15 protein-coding genes, 2 tRNA genes and 1 other RNA gene are annotated in these 17,092 nt (G+C 69.8%); 8 read left to right on the top strand and 10 right to left on the bottom strand.

Going from position 1 to position 17,092, the window contains the following annotated elements; genetic code table 11:
* Positions 1 to 298 precede the first annotated feature (298 nt).
* The 3 genes from BLS56_RS28360 (at position 299) to BLS56_RS28350 (ending at position 3,862) form a co-directional block, all read left to right on the top strand.
* On the top strand, positions 299 to 2,551 hold the full coding sequence (locus BLS56_RS28360) for an NHL repeat-containing protein (RefSeq protein ID WP_139191043.1): 2,253 nt from the start codon (positions 299 to 301) through the stop codon (positions 2,549 to 2,551).
* A gap of 117 nt (positions 2,552 to 2,668) precedes the next feature.
* A complete protein-coding gene (locus tag BLS56_RS28355; protein ID WP_091457112.1) occupies positions 2,669 to 3,298 on the top strand; it encodes a DedA family protein in 630 nt (209 codons plus the stop codon).
* 102 nt (positions 3,299 to 3,400) lie between these two features.
* Positions 3,401 to 3,862, top strand: coding sequence for a SixA phosphatase family protein (locus tag BLS56_RS28350; protein WP_091457109.1), 462 nt, complete (start codon positions 3,401 to 3,403; stop codon positions 3,860 to 3,862).
* A 246-nt stretch (positions 3,863 to 4,108) separates the two neighbouring features.
* On the opposite strand, the gene ssrA is transcribed toward BLS56_RS28350, so the two are convergent.
* Positions 4,109 to 4,481: a transfer-messenger RNA gene (gene ssrA / locus BLS56_RS28345) on the bottom strand.
* A gap of 168 nt (positions 4,482 to 4,649) precedes the next feature.
* Between ssrA and BLS56_RS28340 the strand changes: the two genes are divergently transcribed.
* The 3 genes from BLS56_RS28340 to BLS56_RS28330 are packed head-to-tail and all read left to right on the top strand — an operon-like array spanning position 4,650 to position 7,094.
* Positions 4,650 to 5,336, top strand: a complete 687-nt coding sequence (locus BLS56_RS28340; RefSeq protein ID WP_091457107.1) for a sensor domain-containing protein — start codon at positions 4,650 to 4,652, stop codon at positions 5,334 to 5,336.
* Between the two features lie 7 nt (positions 5,337 to 5,343).
* Entirely contained in the window at positions 5,344 to 6,462 is a 1,119-nt protein-coding gene (locus BLS56_RS28335; RefSeq protein WP_091457105.1) for a sensor histidine kinase, read from the top strand.
* On the top strand, positions 6,450 to 7,094 hold the full coding sequence (locus tag BLS56_RS28330; protein WP_175483093.1) for a response regulator transcription factor: 645 nt from the start codon (positions 6,450 to 6,452) through the stop codon (positions 7,092 to 7,094). Before BLS56_RS28335 ends, BLS56_RS28330 begins: the two co-directional genes overlap by 13 nt.
* Before the next feature lie 40 nt (positions 7,095 to 7,134).
* Here BLS56_RS28330 and lon read toward each other — a convergent pair whose 3' ends face one another.
* Positions 7,135 to 9,498 carry an endopeptidase La gene (lon, locus tag BLS56_RS28325; protein WP_091457144.1) on the bottom strand — a complete coding sequence of 788 codons (2,364 nt, stop codon included), beginning with the start codon at positions 9,496 to 9,498 and terminating at the stop codon, positions 7,135 to 7,137.
* 132 nt (positions 9,499 to 9,630) lie between these two features.
* Here lon and BLS56_RS28320 point away from each other — a divergent pair, with 132 nt between their 5' ends.
* Positions 9,631 to 10,359, top strand: coding sequence for a hypothetical protein (locus tag BLS56_RS28320; protein WP_139191042.1), 729 nt, complete (start codon positions 9,631 to 9,633; stop codon positions 10,357 to 10,359).
* Between the two features lie 18 nt (positions 10,360 to 10,377).
* On the opposite strand, the gene BLS56_RS28315 is transcribed toward BLS56_RS28320, so the two are convergent.
* The 6 genes from BLS56_RS28315 to BLS56_RS28290 form a co-directional block, all read right to left on the bottom strand.
* Positions 10,378 to 11,265, bottom strand: a complete 888-nt coding sequence (locus tag BLS56_RS28315) for an amidohydrolase family protein (protein WP_091457099.1) — start codon at positions 11,263 to 11,265, stop codon at positions 10,378 to 10,380.
* Positions 11,262 to 11,738 carry an SsrA-binding protein SmpB gene (smpB, locus tag BLS56_RS28310; protein ID WP_091457098.1) on the bottom strand — a complete coding sequence of 159 codons (477 nt, stop codon included), beginning with the start codon at positions 11,736 to 11,738 and terminating at the stop codon, positions 11,262 to 11,264. Before smpB ends, BLS56_RS28315 begins: the two co-directional genes overlap by 4 nt.
* 45 nt (positions 11,739 to 11,783) lie before the next feature.
* Positions 11,784 to 12,686 carry a permease-like cell division protein FtsX gene (gene ftsX, locus BLS56_RS28305; protein WP_091457095.1) on the bottom strand — a complete coding sequence of 301 codons (903 nt, stop codon included), beginning with the start codon at positions 12,684 to 12,686 and terminating at the stop codon, positions 11,784 to 11,786.
* 40 nt (positions 12,687 to 12,726) lie between these two features.
* Positions 12,727 to 13,416 (bottom strand): cell division ATP-binding protein FtsE, encoded by a 690-nt coding sequence (gene ftsE / locus BLS56_RS28300; protein WP_091457092.1) that lies wholly within the window; start codon positions 13,414 to 13,416, stop codon positions 12,727 to 12,729.
* A gap of 90 nt (positions 13,417 to 13,506) precedes the next feature.
* A complete protein-coding gene (gene prfB, locus BLS56_RS28295; protein WP_091457090.1) occupies positions 13,507 to 14,607 on the bottom strand; it encodes a peptide chain release factor 2 in 1,101 nt (366 codons plus the stop codon).
* Between the two features lie 51 nt (positions 14,608 to 14,658).
* A complete protein-coding gene (locus tag BLS56_RS28290; protein ID WP_091457141.1) occupies positions 14,659 to 15,159 on the bottom strand; it encodes a PadR family transcriptional regulator in 501 nt (166 codons plus the stop codon).
* 752 nt (positions 15,160 to 15,911) lie between these two features.
* Between BLS56_RS28290 and BLS56_RS28285 the strand changes: the two genes are divergently transcribed.
* Entirely contained in the window at positions 15,912 to 16,481 is a 570-nt protein-coding gene (locus BLS56_RS28285; RefSeq protein WP_091457087.1) for an NADPH-dependent FMN reductase, read from the top strand.
* Positions 16,482 to 16,562: 81 nt separating this feature from the next.
* On the opposite strand, the gene BLS56_RS28280 is transcribed toward BLS56_RS28285, so the two are convergent.
* Both BLS56_RS28280 and BLS56_RS28275 read right to left on the bottom strand, forming a co-directional pair.
* Positions 16,563 to 16,636, bottom strand: a tRNA-Met gene (locus BLS56_RS28280).
* A gap of 353 nt (positions 16,637 to 16,989) precedes the next feature.
* Positions 16,990 to 17,063 (bottom strand) — tRNA-Met (locus BLS56_RS28275).
* Between the last annotated feature and the right edge of the window lie 29 nt (positions 17,064 to 17,092).

The raw sequence follows: 17,092 nt of genomic DNA, 5'->3' as shown, positions 1-17,092 counted from the left end.
ATCGGCGCAGGTCAGGCGGGGGAAGAGGGTGCGCGCCGCCTGTGGATAACTCGCCGCCGCCGACCCGAGAGAGAAACCGCGCCAGCAGCGGCGATCACACCGCGCACCCGATCCGGCCGCACGCCATCGCCCGATCGGGCAGGCGCGTCCGCCGGAAGAACGTCACTCTCCGGAGAACGCCCGTCGATCAATCCCCCAAACGGACCGTAACAGACTTTTCACACATAGCGACCCCCCGCGTGGGACCCCACACCTTCACCGTCCACCATTCGGTGATATAGAAAGGAATCCGGTCACTATGCGTACCAGAACGCGAAGACCGACCCCCCGATTAGCCGTCGTCGCGATAACCGCGCTGACCCTCCCCCTGATCACCACCCCGATCGCCGCAGCCGCGCCCGTCCCCGGCGTGGACGTCCTCTACACCCTCGACGGCGACTTCGACCAGGGCGTCCTGCAAGACGTCAACCACGACGCCCCCAACAGCGACCAGCTGCAACTGGACCGGACCAGCACGTTCTTCCCGTTCGTCAACGTCGCCGCCTCCGCGCGCGGCACCATGGTCCGCATCGACGTCGACACCGGGGCCATCGTCGGCGAGTGGCTGTCCGCGCCGGACGGCCGGGGCCGCAACCCCTCCCGCACCACCGTCGACAAACTCGGCAACACCTGGCTGTCCAACCGCAACGAGGGCGCGGGCGGCAAGGGCTCGGTGACCCGCGTCGGCGTGATCGTCGGCGGCACCCGGGTCAACGCGTCCGGCGCGCCGGACGCCGCGGGCGACTACCTCGTCGGCCCGTTCGCCTACAACACCTGCCAGGACCGCGACCAGGACGGCCGCTACGCAACCAGCCGCGGCCTCGGCGACATCCGGCCGTGGACGAACGCGGGCGGCGCGGACGACAACGGCGGCGTCACCACGGCCGCGGACGAGTGCCTGATCAACTACACCCGGGTCACCGGCGCCAACACCCGCACGGTCGCCGTCGACGGCGCGAACAACCTGTGGACCGGCGGCATGGACCTCGACCACGAGAAGGTCGACGGCGGCACCGGCGCCCCGGTGCCGGGCACCCAGGTCAACTTCGGCTGCGGCGGCTACGGCGGCCTCATCGACCAGGCCGGAACCCTGTGGTCGGCCCGCAACTTCGGGCTGCTGCGCTACGAGCCGGGCACCGGGGCCAACGCCTGCCTCGACGGCACGCACGGCGACTACGGCCTGGGCCTCGACCCGATCACCGGCGAGATCTGGCACACCAACGTGGGCGGCAACCGGGTCGCCAAGCTCGCCCCGGACGGCACGCTGATCGACGCCTACCCGCACGGCAACTCCGCCGCGCAGGGCGTCGCGGTCGACCGGGACGGCAACGTCTGGGTCGCGCACTCGCTCATCGGCCCGGCCACCACGGTCGGCCGCCTGCGCACCGACGGCACCTACGTCGGCAACGTCACCCTGTCCGGCGGCTCCGGCCCGACCGGTGTCGCGGTCGACAGCAACGGCAAGGTGTGGGTCACCAACATCAACAGCAACAACGCCATGCGCATCGACCCGGACGCTGGCCCGGTCGGCGGGGGCGGCTTCCCGGTCGGCGCGGTGGACCTGACCGTCGACCTCGGCGCGGGCGCTGGTCCATATAACTATTCCGATATGACCGGGTCGGTGCTCGGCGAGATCACCGCGCCGGTCGGCACGTGGTCGGTCGTGCAGGACGGCGGCGCCGCGGGCCACGCCTGGGGCACGGTCACCTGGAACACCGAGCCGCAGGGCTCGGTCCCGGCGGGCACGTCGATCACCGTCGAGGCCCGAACGTCCGACAGCGAGGCGGGCCTGGCGAACGAGGCGTTCGCCGAGGTGGCCAACGGCGTGCAGTTCGCCAAGATCGGCCGGTATATCGAGGTCAGGGCGACGCTGCGGGCCAACGCGGCGGGCGACAGTCCCGTGCTGTCGGACCTGCGGATCAAGTCGTACCAGCGGCTGGGCTCGTTCTCCTGCCAGGCGACCGCGCTCAACGTCGCGGGGATCATCGTCGCGCGCGCCAACCCGCCGGACGTGCCGTGCGTGGACGACGAGCAGACCGTGGCGACGGCGACGCTCAACGCGGGCATCCTGCGGGTGACCACGAACGCTCTGCACGCCCAGACCGAGCAGCATCCGGACAACGCCCCAGTCACCCCGCCCGCCCCGGGCGACGGGTCGAACGCGAACGCCCGGGTGGACCACACCCGGATCACCGCGGCGCTGCTGGTCACCATCGAGCTTGGCGTGGTCAGCTCGGCGGCGTCCGCGACCTGCGTCGCGGGTCCGGACGGGCTCCAGCCGGTGTTCCACGGCACGTCCAGCGTGGCGGGCCTGCGGATCAACGGCGTCCCGATCGCCGTGGGCAGCGGCCCGGTGACGATCCCGCTGGTCATCGGCGAATTGCGGCTCAACAGCCAGGTGGTCAGCGGCGGCACGATCGTCCAGCAGGCGGTCGTCCTCGACACCCTGCTCACCGACGTGGTGATCGCGGAGTCCAAGGCCAACCTGGAGGGCACGCCCTGCGTGACCTGACCCGGCCATGACCTGGTGTCCTCGCCCGTCGGCCCCCGGCGAGGACACCAGGTTTCCCCGCCCAGCCCCGGCGGGTATGTCCACGATCATGCACGAGCCCCACCCGGAGCCCGCCGGATGAGCGGTCCGACCGGCGGCCTGACCGGCTGGGCCCTGGACGTCATGGACGCCCTGGGCGCCCCCGGCGCGGGCCTGCTCATCGCGGCGGAGAACCTGTTCCCGCCGCTGCCGAGCGAGGTTTTCCTGCCCCTGGCCGGTTTCGCGGCCAGTCGCGGCGGCATCGGCCTGGGCGCCGCGATCCTGTTCACCACCCTGGGCTCCCTGGTGGGCGCGCTGGCCCTGTATTTCCTCGGCGCGCGCCTCGGCGAGGAAAGGCTGCGCGCCCTGGCGGACCGGATTCCGCTGCTCGATTCGTCCGATGTGGACAGAACGTCGCGCTGGTTCGACCGGCACGGCGGCAAGGCGGTGTTCTTCGGCCGGATGCTGCCGGTGTTCCGCAGCCTGATCTCCATTCCCGCTGGCGTGCACCGGATGCCGCTGTGGCGGTTCGTCCTGCTGACCGGCTCCGGCAGCCTGATCTGGAACTCGGCGTTCGTGCTCGCCGGGTACGCCCTGGGCCAGAACTGGCACCTCATCGAGGGCTACGCCCAGGTCTTCGAGTACGGGGTCCTCGGCGTGGCCGCGCTGGCGCTCACCTGGTTCGTCGTCCGCCGGATCCGCGCGAAGAAGAAGTCGCCCGTGACGTGATCAACCCCACCCCGCAGTGCCCCCACCAGCGCACACTGGCCAGTCCCCGACACGGGCACCAGGGAAGCTGGTTCGATGGGAGTCCACGACGAGGAGGGGCCCATGCGCCGGTTGGTGGTTCTGCGGCACGCGAAGTCCGCTTGGCCGGAGGGCGTCCCCGACTACCGCCGCCCCCTCAACGAGCGCGGCAGGCGCGACGCCCCCGCCGTGGGCCGCTGGCTGGCCGAGCACGTCGCCCCCATCGACCTGGCCTTGGTCTCCCCCGCCACCCGCACCCGCCAAACCTGGGACCTCATCCGCGCGGACTGGCCCCAAACCCCACCCACCACCTTCGACGAACAGCTCTACGGCGAAGGCGCGGACGCCATCCTCACCGTCCTCGCGGCCATCCCCGACACAGCCAAAACCGTCCTCCTCATCGGCCACAACCCCGACCTGGAAGACGTGGTCGAATCCCTGACCAACACCCGCCCCACCCTCAAAACCTCCAGCCTCGCCGTCCTGACCTGGCCCCCCAACAACACCAAGCCCACCCTCACCACCACAGAAACCATCCGCGGCTAGGGCTTCGTCCACCAACAAGCAGACCGACCACCGCCAACGAACCCGACCGCCTACGCCTACGAACCCCGACCGCCTACGGTCCCCGACCGCCTACGGTCCCCGACCGCCTATGGTCCCCGACCGCCTACGGCGCCGGGGCACGGCTGGTTCAGGAGGTAACGCACCGTGGGGGTCTGGGGGGTCGCCCCCCAGATATAACGACGGCCGACCTGGTTCGCGCTTTCCGCGAACACAGGTCGGCCGAGGCCGTGGAGGTGCCGGGAATCGAACCCGGGTCCTCTGTCGCTTCACCAGGACTTCTCCGTGCGCAGTTCGCTGTGTCTCTGCTTGGCCCCACCGGTCACGCGAACTAGCCGGTGTGACGGGCCCAGTCACTGTGGGTTTCCCGCGTGGACCCCGTGACCGGGTCTGGCGGTAAGCCTCCTAGCTGATGCCGGCGACCGGGGCGGAGGCATCCCCGGGCCGACAGACACGCGCTCGCTTAGGCAGCGAGGGCGTAGTCAGCGCGACTGTTAGTCTTGGCGCTTATTGGTTTGCGAGCGACGCTTGAGGTGGTCATCTCGCCTGCACCTGCACGCTTCCCCTGACTCGACGTCCAGAGTCGAAACCGTTCACCCCCGTGGTGTTGTGGGTCGTTCTCTACTGAGTGTAACGCTACCCGCCTGTCGTTTCATCCCGATTGCCAGGTAGGGACAGCCCTACCCCCCGCTCGGTGGCGTTCCCCATGGTCCACGCCCGCCTCTGCCCGCGATGCTGGTCGCACTGGCACGAGGAGGGGACACACACCATGACCACGATCCACAGCGACGGCAGGCGGCCCAGCCCGCCGATATTCGGGGCGCTGGGTTATCTGCTGATGAACCTGCCGGTGGGGATCGCGGGGTTCGTCGCCCTGGTGACCCTGTTCAGCGTGGGCGTCGGCACGGCGGTCGTGTGGGTGGGGTTGCCGGTGCTGGCGGTGGCGATCGTGCTGGCCCGGGGCGCGGCGCGGGTGGAGCGGGCGCGGGTGCACGCGATGCTGGGCGCCTATATCGCGTCCCCGTACGCGCCGCTGCCCGCGAAGGGGCAGTGGAAGGCGCGGGTGAAGGAGGGCGCGACATGGCGGGATGTGGGGTATTTCCTGCTGTTGTTCCCGATCGGGGTGGCGGAGTTCGTCCTGATGGTGACGTTCTGGTCGGTGTCGCTGAGTCTGTTGCTGCTGCCGGTCTACTACCGCTTCCTGCCGACCGGCAGCTGGCGGCTGTGGGACTGGGAGCGCCCGGTCCTGGTGGTCGACTCGGTGTTCGAGGCGCTGCCGTTCGCCGCTCTCGGGTTGCTGGTGCTGGCCGTCTCCGTGGTGCTGACCCGGGGTCTGGCGTCGGCGCACGCGGTGTTCGCGCGGGCGCTGCTGGGGCCGTCGGGGGCGACGGTGCGGTCGTTCGGCGCGTGGGAGCCGGGGTTCGGCCGGTCGGTCAGCGGGGTCCACGGTGGATGATCCTGGGGTGACCGAACAGCGGCGCTACCCGCATCCGGCGGCGGCCATCGCCTACCTGCTGGGCGGCTTCCCGCTGAGCCTGTTCACGTTCGTGGTGACCGTGGTCCTCGTGTGCGTCGGCGTGTCCACGGTGATCATCTGGGTGGGCGTGGGCATCCTGGTCGGCGCGGCGGTGACGACCAGGGCGTTCGGCAACGCGCACCGGTTCTGGGCGCGGACGCTGGTGGGCGCGGATCTGCCCGCGCGGCCGGTCCTGCCGTCCGACGAGGGGGTGCTGCGGCAGTGGCGGGCGCTGCTCACCGATGCCAGGACGTGGCGCGACTTCGGTTACCTGATGCTGGATTTCCCGCTGTCGGTGTTCGGTTTCGCGCTGGGCGTGGCGAGCATTCCGCTGGTGCCGCTGGCGATCTGGGTGGCCCCGCGCTACGCCTGGCTGCACTCGCGGCTCGCGGTGGCGCTGCTCAGCCCGGACCGCACCGCCGACCTGACCGCCAAGGCCGAGCGGCTGCAGGCGTCCCGGGCCAGGGGCGTGGACGCGGCGGAGGCCGAGCGGCGCCGCATCGAGCGCGACCTGCACGACGGCGCGCAGCAGCGCCTGGTCGCGGTGGCGATCGGGCTGGGCCGGGCCAAGGGCAAGCTCGACGCCGACCCGGACACCGCGCGCGCGTTGATCGATGAGGCGCACGCCGACGCCAAGCTCGCCGTCGCCGAGTTGCGCGACCTGGCGCGGGGCATCTACCCGGCCGTCCTGGGCGACCGGGGGCTGGACGCGGCGCTGTCGGCGCTGGCGGCGAAGTGCCCGGTCCCGGTCGAGGTGTCGGTCCAGGTCGAGCCGCGCCCGCCCGCGGCGGTGGAGAGCACCGCGTACTTCATCGTGGGCGAGTCGCTGACCAACATCGCCAAGCACGCCAACGCGTCCGCGGTGTGGGTGAAGGTGTGGCGGTCCGACAGCGACCAGGTCGTCGTGGAGGTCACCGACGACGGCGGCGGCGGCGCGGCGCTGCGGCCGGGGGGTGGGCTGTCCGGGCTGGCCGACCGCGCTGCCACGATTGACGGCGTGATGACCGTGGTGAGCCCCATCGGCGGGCCGACTGTGATCAGGGCTGACCTGCCGTGCGTGTGGTGATCGCCGAGGACTCGGTGCTGCTGCGGATGGGCGTGCTGCGCCTGCTCGCCGACGAGGGCATCGAGACGGTCGCCGCGGTCGACGACGGCGACGGGCTGCTCACCGCGGTCGCCGAGCACCGGCCCGACCTGGCGATCGTGGACGTGCGGATGCCGCCGACGTTCACCGACGAGGGCCTGCGGGCCGCCGTGCGCGCCCGCGAGGAACTGCCCGGCCTGCCGGTCCTGGTGCTGTCGCAGTACGTGGAGGAGCGCTACGCGGTCGAGCTGCTGGCAGGCGGCGCGGGCGGCGTCGGCTACCTGCTCAAGGAACGGGTCGCCGACGTCGCGGAGTTCGTGGACGCGGTGCGCCGGGTCGCCGCGGGCGGCACGTGCATCGACCAGGAGGTGATCGCCCAGCTCATGGCACGCGGGCGGCGCAACCCCATCGACCTGCTCACCCCACGGGAGCGGGAAGTGCTCGGCCTGATGGCGCAGGGCCTGTCCAACATCGCCATCGCCAAGTCCCTGACCGTCTCCGACGGCGCGGTGGAGAAGCACGTGGGCAACATCTTCGCCAAGCTCGGCCTGGAGCCCAGCAGCGAGGAGCACCGCCGGGTCCGCGCGGTGCTCACCTTCCTCGACCGCGGCTGAAGGGGCCATCCCACCCGGGACAGCCCCTCAACCCACTACGTCACGCCGCGACCCGCTGAGCCTGCCCGGCCGGTTCCAGCGCCAACGCCACGGCCTCCCGGACGTCGGCGACCAGGTGCACGGTCAGCGCCGCCAGCACGGACTCCGGCACGTCGTCCAGGTCCGGCTCGTTGCGCTGGGGCAGCAGCACCGTGGTGATGCCCGCCCGGTGCGCGGCGAGCAGCTTCTGCTTCACCCCGCCGATGGGCAGGACGCGGCCGGTGAGGGACACCTCCCCGGTCATCGCCACGTCCGCGCGGACGGGCCTGCCCGAGAGCAGCGACGCCAGCGCCGTGGTCATGGTGACGCCCGCGCTGGGCCCGTCCTTGGGCACCGCGCCAGCCGGGACGTGCACGTGCACGCCGCGCTCGGCCAGTTCGGCGACCGGCAGGCCCAGCTGCGGCCCGTGCGAGCGCAGGTAGGACAGGGCGATCTGCGCGGACTCCTTCATCACGTCACCCAGCTGCCCGGTGAGCGTGACCCCGGACGCGCCGGTCTCCTTCTCCGCCAGCGACGCCTCCACGAACAGCACGTCGCCACCGGCCCCGGTCACCGCGAGCCCGGTCGACACCCCGGGAACCGCCGTGCGCTCGGCGGACTCGGGCGTGTGCTTGGGCTGCCCGAGGTAGCCGCGCAGGTCGCCCGCGTCGACCCGCAGCGGCAGGTCGACCTCGCCGAGCGCCAGCCGGGCGGTGACCTTGCGCAGGATGCGCGCGATCGCCCGCTCCAACTGCCGCACGCCCGCCTCCCGGGTGTGCTCCCCGGCCAGCAGCCGCAGCGCGGCCTCGGACACCTCGACTTCCTCGGCCGTCAGCCCGGCCCGCTCCAGCTGCCGGGGCAGCAGGTGACCGGCGGCGATGGTGACCTTCTCGTCCTCGGTGTAGCCGTCGAGCCGGACCAGCTCCATCCGGTCCAGCAGCGGCGCCGGGATGGCGTCGACCACGTTCGCCGTGGCCAGGAACACCACGTCGGACAGGTCGAGCTCGACTTCGAGGTAGTGGTCGCGGAACGTGTGGTTCTGCGCCGGGTCCAGCACCTCCAGCAGGGCCGCCGTCGGGTCGCCCCGGTAGTCGGAGCCCACCTTGTCGATCTCGTCCAGCAGCACCACCGGGTTCATCGACCCGGCCTCGGCGATGGCCCGCGCGATCCGGCCGGGCAGCGCGCCGACGTAGGTGCGCCGGTGGCCGCGGATCTCGGCCTCGTCCCGCACACCGCCCAGCGCCACCCGGACGAACTTGCGCCCCATCGCCCGCGCCACCGACTCCCCCAGCGAGGTCTTGCCGACCCCGGGCGGCCCCGACAGGGCGAGCACCGCCCCGCTGCGCCGCCCGCCGACGACTCCGAGCCCACGCTCGTCGCGCCGTTTCCGCACGGCCAGGTACTCGATGACGCGGTCCTTCACGTCGTCCAGCCCGGCGTGGTCGGCGTCGAGCACCGCCCGCGCCCCCGCGATGTCGTAGGCGTCCGCGGTCCGCTCGTTCCACGGCATGTCGAGCACCGTGTCCAGCCAGGTCCGAATCCACCCCACCTCGGGCGACTGGTCCGATGTCCGCTCCAATTTGTCCACTTCGGACAGAGCGGCTTCCCGGACCTTCTCCGGCAGATCGGCGCTCTCCACCCGGGCGCGGTAGTCCTGTTCCTCCGACGCGGGTTTGCCGTCGAGCTCGGCGAGTTCCTTGCGGATCGCGGCAAGCTGTTGGCGCAGCAGGAACTCCCGCTGTTGCTTCTCCATGCCCTCCTTGACGTCCTTGCGGATCGTCTCGGCGACGTCGAGTTCGGCGAGGTGCTCGCGCCCCCACTCCAGCAGCTTCTCCAGCCGCGCGGAGACGTCGGTGGTCTCCAGCAGCCAGACCTTCTGCTCGTCGGACAGGTACGGCGCGTACCCGGCCATGTCGGCCAGCGCGCTCGGGTCGTCCAACTGGTTCACGGTGTCGACGACCTGCCAGGCACCCCGTTGCTGCAAGATCGTCGTGACCAGCCCCTTGTACTCCCGGGCCAGCTCACGGGTGCGCTCGTCCACGGCGTCATCGGCGGTCTGCACCCGCACCCACAGCGCGGCCCCCGGCCCGGTGGTCCCGGCCCCGATCCGCACCCGCCCGGTCCCGCGCACAACGGCGGCAAGCTCACCGCCGGGCAGCCTGCCGACCTGCTCCACCACGGCCAGCGTCCCGACCCGGGCGTACTTCCCGTCCAGCCGCGGCACCAGGACCACCCGGGCGGGCTCATCCCCCGCCCGCGCCGCGTCGATGGCCGCACGGGCCTCGTTGGCGTTGTCGGAGCCGATGAGCTGGATCGGGACAACCACGCCGGGCAGCAGGACCGTGTCATCCAGCGGCAGCACCGGCAACGTCAGAGCCTCGGACATGCTGATCACTCTCCAGAAGTTGAGTCTGGACAGCTCAACCTCCCTGAGCCGGGTTTTGTTTCCCACCCGCGTTCGCCCACAGCGAGCACTCCACCCACCAGCCCGGACGCCCCCGCCCGAGACACTGGGCCGATGAAGACCATGGGGGAACACTGGTGGCGAATCGCCTTGATAGCGGCGGCCGCGACGGTGGCCGTGTGGCCCTGGAACCCACCATCAGTCCTGTTCGTTCTGTTCGGCTTGGCCCCGATGCTCATCTGGTGCGGCATCGCCCGCGACCGGCGAACCGGGCTGACGGTGGGCCTGATCCTGTTGGCGCTGCTGACCTGGTTCGTCGTGCCCAGAGGACTGGGCTTCTCCGGCCGGTGGGTTCCCTCGGACATCGAGGTCCTCTGGCTGCACTCAGTGCTCGGGGCGGTCGTGTGCGGAATCGGCGCGCGGGCGGACCACGGGCGCCGCGCCGGTTCCCCACGCCTGCCCGGGGCCGTGTTCACCGGGTGCTTTTTCACCGCTTTCCTTTTCAGCGGATTCCTCTTCGCCGGTCTCACCCTGGTGCTCCGACACGAGGGGCCACCACCAGGCGACGAGGGGGTGCTGCCCGGCCCACCGGGTCTGTCGATCACCGAGCACGATCCCTCGTGCGGCTCCGGTGGCTGCTCGAGAACCCTGGACGCGATCGGTGACCGAGCCAGCGAACGGACCCGGCAGCACCTCACCGACCAAGGCTTCACACCCCGCCCGACCCACTCGCCCGACATCGAGCAACTGTGCCGGACAACCGGCCTGGTGACCACCCAGGAGGTCTGCGCGGAACTGCGAACTGTCGCACCCGACACCGTCCGCGTCCTGTGGTACGTCTAAGAGCCCCGGCGAGCAGCCCTAGACCCCAAGCAACCGGGCAGGATTCTCGTACAGAACCCCCCGCAAGAACCCTTCCCCCAGTTCTTCCCCCCACGCGGCGATAACCCGCAACTGCTCGGCATACGCATAGGGAATGCTGGGAAAGTCAGTCCCCAGCACAATCCGGTCGGGCATATCAACCACCCGCTGAATCCAGTCCGCGGGCAACGGCGCGGACCGCGATGTGAACTCCACTCCCACCATCGTTGTGTCCAGATGCACCCCCGGATACCGAGCGGCCAGATCCAGCGCCAAAGAGAACTCCGGCATCCCCGCGTGAGCCAACACCGCCGTCAACCGCGGATGCCGCCGCAGAACCTCCTCGAACACCCCCAACCCGGTGAACGCGCCAGGCAGCGGCCCATGCCCGCAGTGCACCACCACCGGTACCCCGGCCTCAGCCAACATCCCCCATGCCGGTTCCAGCAGCGAAGACCGAGGGTCATACCCCCCGACCTGCACATGCGCCTTCACACACCGCGCCCCACCGCGCAGCGCCTTCTCCAAATACCGCCCAAGCGAGGGCTCCGGATAAACAGTCGCGGTCGGCACAGCCTCCGGCACCCGAGCGGCGAACTCCAGCACCCACTCGGTCAGCCACTCGCCCATCCCAGCCTTGTGCGGATAAACCAGCGGCGCGAAGGCCACCACTCCCAGCGACCGCAGAATCTCCACCCGCTCGGATTCCGACTGCCGATACCGCACCGGCCACGCGAGCCCGTAATCGCGCTCAGCATCGTCGAAATAGGCCCACACTTTCCGCTGCACCGACTCCGGCAGAAAGTGCAGATGCAGGTCGACCAGCCCCAGAACACCGAGCCCGTGAACCCAACGAGCGACCGAGGAGTCCGAGCCCGGCCCGATCACGCCCGGCCCTTAGCCCGCCTGCCCACCGCTTTCGCGATCTCCCGGTTGGCGTCGCGCTTGGCGAGGTCCTGCCGCTTGTCGTAAGACTTCTTGCCCTTGGCCAGCGCCAGCTCGACCTTGACCTTGCCGTCCGAGAAATACATCGACAACGGCACCAGCGACAGCCCGCTCTCCTTGATCTTGCCGATCAGCCGGAGGATCTCGCCCTTGTGCAGCAGCAGTTTCCGGGTGCGCCGAGGCTCGTGGTTGGTCCAGGTCCCCTGGGTGTACTCCGGGATGAACAGGTTCCGCAGCCACACCTCGCCGTCGTCCACTGTCGCGAACGCGTCGACGATCGAGGCCCGTCCTTCGCGCAGGCTCTTGACCTCGGTGCCCACCAGGACGACCCCGGCCTCGTAGGTGTCCAGGATCGAGTAATCGTGCCGCGCCTTGCGGTTGGACACGATCACCTTCTGCCCGCGTTCCTTCGCCATGACCGGAACTCTACGTGCGGGCGGCAGGCCGCTGCGACGGGATTGTCATGTGCGCACGTACAGGCGCAGGGTGACGTAGCCGGTGGTCGCGGAGACGCCGAGCGCGACCAGCAGCAGCCACGGCGACACCAGCAGGATGTCCAGCCCCTCCACCGAGCGCACGACGCCCGCGGAGATCGGGTCGGCGAGCACGTCGTCCAGGAAGGACAGCTTGGCCAGCACCAGCAGGCCGATCGCCAGCAGCGCGCCGATCAGGCCGGTGACCATGGCCTCCAGGAGGAACGGGAGCTGCGTGTACCACCGGGTCGCGCCCACCAGGCGCATGATCCCGACTTCCGTTCGCCGGGTGAACGCGGAGAGCTGCACGGTGTTGGAGATCAGCAGCAGCGCGGCGATGGCCATGAACAGCGCGACCGCGAAGGTGATGTTGCGGAACCCGTTGAGCGCGTTGAAGAACCGGTCCAGGAACTCGCTCTGGTCGGCGATGGTGTCCACCCCGGCCCTGCCGCCGTAGGTCTGGGTGATCACCTCGGGCCGGTCGGGGTCCTTGAGCTTGACCCGGAACGACGCGGGCAGCGCCTCGGGCCGGGCCAGCTTCACCAGTTCCGGCTGCGCCTCGAAGATCCGCTTGAACCGCTCGTACGCCTGTTCGCGGTTCTCGAAGTCGACGTCCTCCACCGCCGGGTCGGCGCGCAGCGCGCTGTGCAGGGTGCGGCACGGGTCGTTGACGCAGCCGTTGTCGGAGGATGAGACGTCGTTGGTCAGGTAGACGCTGACCTCGACCTTGTCCTGGTAGAGCGTCTTGGTCTTGTCGATCATCCGCACGACCAGCAGTCCACCGCCGAGCAGGGCGAGCGAGATGGCGGTCGTGATGATCATCGCGATGGTCATCGTGATGTTCCGGCGGAGGCCGGTCACGACTTCGCTGAACACGAAGCTGGCACGCATCGGGGGTGGGCTTCCTTGCTGTCGGGGCCGGGGTTGGGGGCTAGCGGCCGACGCCGTAGACGCCGCGGGCGTCGTCGCGGACGACGCGGCCGAGGTCGAGTTCGACCACCCGGCGCCGCATCGAGTCCACGATGGAATGGTCGTGGGTGGCCATCAGGACCGTCGTGCCCGTGCGGTTGATCCGCTCCAACAGCAGCATGATGTCCTGGCTGGTGTCCGGGTCCAGGTTTCCGGTCGGCTCGTCGGCGAGCAGCATCAGCGGCCGGTTCACGAACGCGCGCGCGATGGCCACGCGCTGCTGCTCACCGCCGGAAAGCTCGTGCGGCATCCGCTCGGCCTTGCCCTCCAGCCCGACCAGCTCCAGCACCTCGGGCACCACCTTGCGGATGGTGTGCCGGGGCTTGCCGATGACCTCAAGGGCGAACGCCACGTTCTCCGCGACAGTCTTGTTGGCCAGCAGCCGGAAGTCCTGGAACACGCAGCCGATGGACTGGCGCAGGCGGGGGACCCGGCGGCGCGCCATCCTGGCGACATCGAAGTTGGCGACGTAGACCCGGCCCTTGCTCGGCACCTCCTCGCGCAGCAACAGGCGCAGGAAAGTCGACTTCCCGGACCCGGACGGGCCGATCAGGAAGACGAACTCACCTTTGTCGACCTCGACGGAAACGTTCTCCAGTGCGGGCCGCGTGGAGGTCTTGTAGACCTTGGATACCTGTTCGAGCCGGATCACGGTGGGCGAGTCTACCTTCGGTCGTTATCGAGACGTTGCCTCGGCTACCGTAGCGGTTTCCGCTGGTCACACAGGGTGCGGCCGTGACTACTAGCGCGAGCGGCGCCACCGGATACCGGCTTCGAGGAAACCGTCGATGTCCCCGTCGAGCACCGCGGAGGGGTTGCCCACCTCGAACTCGGTCCGCAGGTCCTTCACCATCTGATACGGGTGCAGGACGTAGGAGCGCATCTGGTTGCCCCAGGACCCGCTGGAGGTGTCCTTGAGCGCGTCCATCTCGGCCTGCTGCTCCTGCCGACGGCGTTCGAGCAGCTTGGCCTGCAGCACGGCCATCGCCGACGCCTTGTTCTGCAACTGCGAGCGCTCGTTCTGGCAGGAGACGACGATCCCGGTGGGCAGGTGGGTCAGCCGGACCGCGGAGTCGGTCGTGTTGACGCCCTGTCCGCCCGGACCGGACGACCGGTACACGTCGACCCGGAGTTCCTTCTCGTCGATCTCCACGTGGTCGGTCTGCTCCACGACCGGCGCGACCTCGACCGCGGCGAACGAGGTCTGCCTGCGCCCCTGGTTGTCGAACGGCGAGATCCGCACGAGACGGTGGGTGCCCTGTTCGACCGAGAGGGTGCCGTAGGCGTAGGGGGCGGCGACCTTGAACGTGGTCGACTTGATACCCGCCTCTTCCGCGTAAGAGGTGTCGTAGACCTCGGTGGGGTAACCGTGGCGTTCGGACCACCGCAGGTACATGCGCATCAGCATCTCGGCGAAGTCGGCGGCGTCGACGCCCCCGGCCTCGGACCGGATCGTCACCAGCGCGTCGCGGCCGTCGTACTCGCCGGACAGCAGCGTGCGCACCTCCAGCGATGAGATGTCCGCGCGCAGCTTCTCGCGCTCGGCCTCGGCCTCGGCGGTGGCGTCGGCGTCGCCCTCGTCCTCCTGGGCAAGCTCGTAGAGCACCCCGAGGTCGTCCAAGCGGGAGCGCAGCTCTTCGACCTTGCGCAGCTCGCCTTGGCGGTGGGAGAGCTTGCTGGTGACCTTCTGCGCCGCGTCCGGGTCGTCCCAGAGGTCCGGCCGGGCGGCCTGCTCCTCCAGCTCGGCGATCTCCGCGCGCAGCCCGTCGAGGTCCATCACCGCCTCGACGCTGGCGAGCGTGGCGGAGAGTTCCTTGAGGTCAGCGGCGGCGTCCGGGTTCACGTCGGACAAGATTACGCGGGCGCGGGCGCCGCCGCCGCAGCGGTAGGCCGGTCAGGACTTCGGGATCGAGTCCAGCAGCTTGAGCACCGCCTTCGCGCGGGCCACGCCGAACTCGGCGATCGCCTTGGCGTACGGGTCCTCGGCGACCTTGACCGCGGACTTCGCGGCCTCGTGCTCGCCGTTGTAGACCTGCTTGGCCGCGTCGATCAGCCCGACGCGCTGCTTGGCGGTGAGCGTGCTCGCGTGCACCAGGCGCAGGATCAGCGGGCTGCGAAGGTGGTCGGGGCCCGGCTCGCCTGCGAGCCACGCCTTGAATGCCTTCTTGCCCGCGGCCGTGATCACGTACTGCTGGCTGGAGCGGGGACCCTGCTTTCCGAGCCGGACCAGACCGCTGTCGGCCAGGGCGGGCAGCTCGCGGTAGACCTGGCTGCGCGTCACGCTGAAGAAGGAGCCGAAGCGTTCACGCGCGGCCGCCACGAGTTGACCACCGGTCTGCGGGCCCTCGTGCAGCAGGCCAAGGAGTGCTGCGGCGGTTGCATTCAATTCAGACACGTGGTCCACGGTGCCACGAGTGAGCCGAGCTGTCCACAGTGGCCAAGTCGCGGAGTCCACAGTGGCTGATCGCGAACGGCCGCCGGGGGCACGTTCGGTCCGCGACCGAACAGCCGAAGCGCGGCACCCCATCTGGCCCAAACTGGGACGGTCCCACGTGGACCGGCCGGCTCCACTCACCCGAAGGAGTGGATCTCGGCACCCCGGAATACCCGTTCGGCCCAAAGGGGTGTGGGCGAACCGTAGTCAGTACGACAGCCCCAAACCACCCACCAATGTGCGCCATATCACTACGAATTCCGCAGGTCAGCGGCCGAATTCCGCTACCAATACCCCTCTCGACACCCCCGTACACCACCGCCGCGGCCGCCCGCCCCCCATCGCGCGCACACCCAAAGCACAGCCAAAGACCCACCGTCCCCACCGCGTCACCCATTCAGCCGCCGCACCGCCATCCACCCCGCCATCCCCCACTATCAACACCCGCGCCCGTTATTGTCCCAAGTGGACAACTTTCACCAGCGACCGCGCGAGCACCCGACCGTGCAGCTGCACAGTTGTTCCGCACATGCCGTCCGCACGGTCATTTCAGCCGCGGAGTCAGAACCCTGTCACCCCACCCCCCGACCTCACAGCCCCCAAAACCCACTTGTGCGGCGGAATCCCGCCGCTCACGTTGACCTCGTCCTTACTGGAGGTCCTACCGTCGACCACGCAACCCACCAGAACGGCCTAGAAGGAGAACACCCGCCATGCCCACCCTCACGCCACCCACCGCGCCTGCCGAGCCGATCGCCCCCGTCAGACTGGCCGTCATCCTCGGCAGCGTCCGCGAGAACCGCTTCGGCCCCACCATCGCCGCCTGGTTCCTGGACCAAGCCAAACAGCGCCCCGACCTCCAGGTCACCCTGATAGACCTCGCGGAGCCCACCGACTTTCCCACCAAGATCGCCGAGTCCGACGCCTTCGCCGTGATCACCCCCGAGTACAACCACGGCTACCCAGGCCCCCTGAAAACCGCCATAGACTCCGTCTACACGGCCTGGCACGCCAAACCCGTAGCCTTCATTACCTACGGCGGCATCTCCGGCGGCCTACGCGCAGCGGAACAGCTCCGCCAGGTCTTCGCCGAACTCCACACCGTCACAATCCGCGAAACCGTCAGCTTCGCCAACGCCCACACCCTCTTCACCCCCACCGGCGCCCCCAAAGCCCCCGATGCCGTGAACCCCGCCGCCACCCTCCTACTGGACCAACTCACCTGGTGGGCCCACCCCCTCCGCCAGGCCCGCACCACAACCCCCTACCCCACCACCACCTAACCCACCCCCCCCCAAAAAAAAACCCCAAAACCCCAAAAACGCGAAAAGCCCGGTCCGCATAGGACCGGGCTTTCCACGTAGTAGCGGGGACAGGATTTGAACCTGCGACCTCTGGGTTATGAGCCCAGCGAGCTACCGAGCTGCTCCACCCCGCGCCGCCTTCTTACAAACAGAACCATACACGCCCCCAAAAACCCTTTTTCACCCACCCCCCTCAACCCCACTCCCCACCCCCCGGTCCACCGCCCCACACACCCGAAAAGCCCACGTCCCCCACAACACCGCCCCACACGCCCCACACGCCCAACACGCCCAACACGCCCAACACGCCCAGCACGCCGCAGAATAAGACCCCCACCGCCAACCGCCACCTCCCCCACCCACCCGCCCCCCACACGGGGGTCCGGGGGCGAAGCCCGCCGGGGCGGGGCGTGGGGGCTCCGCCCCCACAAGAAATACGGAAAGACCCCCATCCACGCTTTCCGTGGATAGGGGTCTCCCAGTCTTGTAGCGGGGACAGGATTTGAACCTGCGACCTCTGGGTTATGAGCCCAGCGAGCTACCGAGCTGCTCCACCCCGCGTCGGTAAATGGAACTCTACGCGGGTGTGT

The organism is Actinokineospora iranica (assembly GCF_900101685.1).
Taxonomy (GTDB): domain Bacteria; phylum Actinomycetota; class Actinomycetes; order Mycobacteriales; family Pseudonocardiaceae; genus Actinokineospora; species Actinokineospora iranica.
This window is presented reverse-complemented; position numbering and strand designations above follow the sequence as displayed.

Coding starts and splice junctions, on each gene's coding strand:
- ftsX (WP_091457095.1), bottom strand. CDS start 12,686: ATGCGTGCCAGCTTCGTGTTCAGCGAAGTCGTGACCGGCCTCCGCCGG.
- BLS56_RS28340 (WP_091457107.1), top strand. CDS start 4,650: ATGACCACGATCCACAGCGACGGCAGGCGGCCCAGCCCGCCGATATTC.
- BLS56_RS28355 (WP_091457112.1), top strand. CDS start 2,669: ATGAGCGGTCCGACCGGCGGCCTGACCGGCTGGGCCCTGGACGTCATG.
- BLS56_RS28320 (WP_139191042.1), top strand. CDS start 9,631: ATGAAGACCATGGGGGAACACTGGTGGCGAATCGCCTTGATAGCGGCG.
- BLS56_RS28350 (WP_091457109.1), top strand. CDS start 3,401: ATGCGCCGGTTGGTGGTTCTGCGGCACGCGAAGTCCGCTTGGCCGGAG.
- BLS56_RS28360 (WP_139191043.1), top strand. CDS start 299: ATGCGTACCAGAACGCGAAGACCGACCCCCCGATTAGCCGTCGTCGCG.
- smpB (WP_091457098.1), bottom strand. CDS start 11,738: ATGGCGAAGGAACGCGGGCAGAAGGTGATCGTGTCCAACCGCAAGGCG.
- BLS56_RS28285 (WP_091457087.1), top strand. CDS start 15,912: ATGCCCACCCTCACGCCACCCACCGCGCCTGCCGAGCCGATCGCCCCC.
- lon (WP_091457144.1), bottom strand. CDS start 9,498: ATGTCCGAGGCTCTGACGTTGCCGGTGCTGCCGCTGGATGACACGGTC.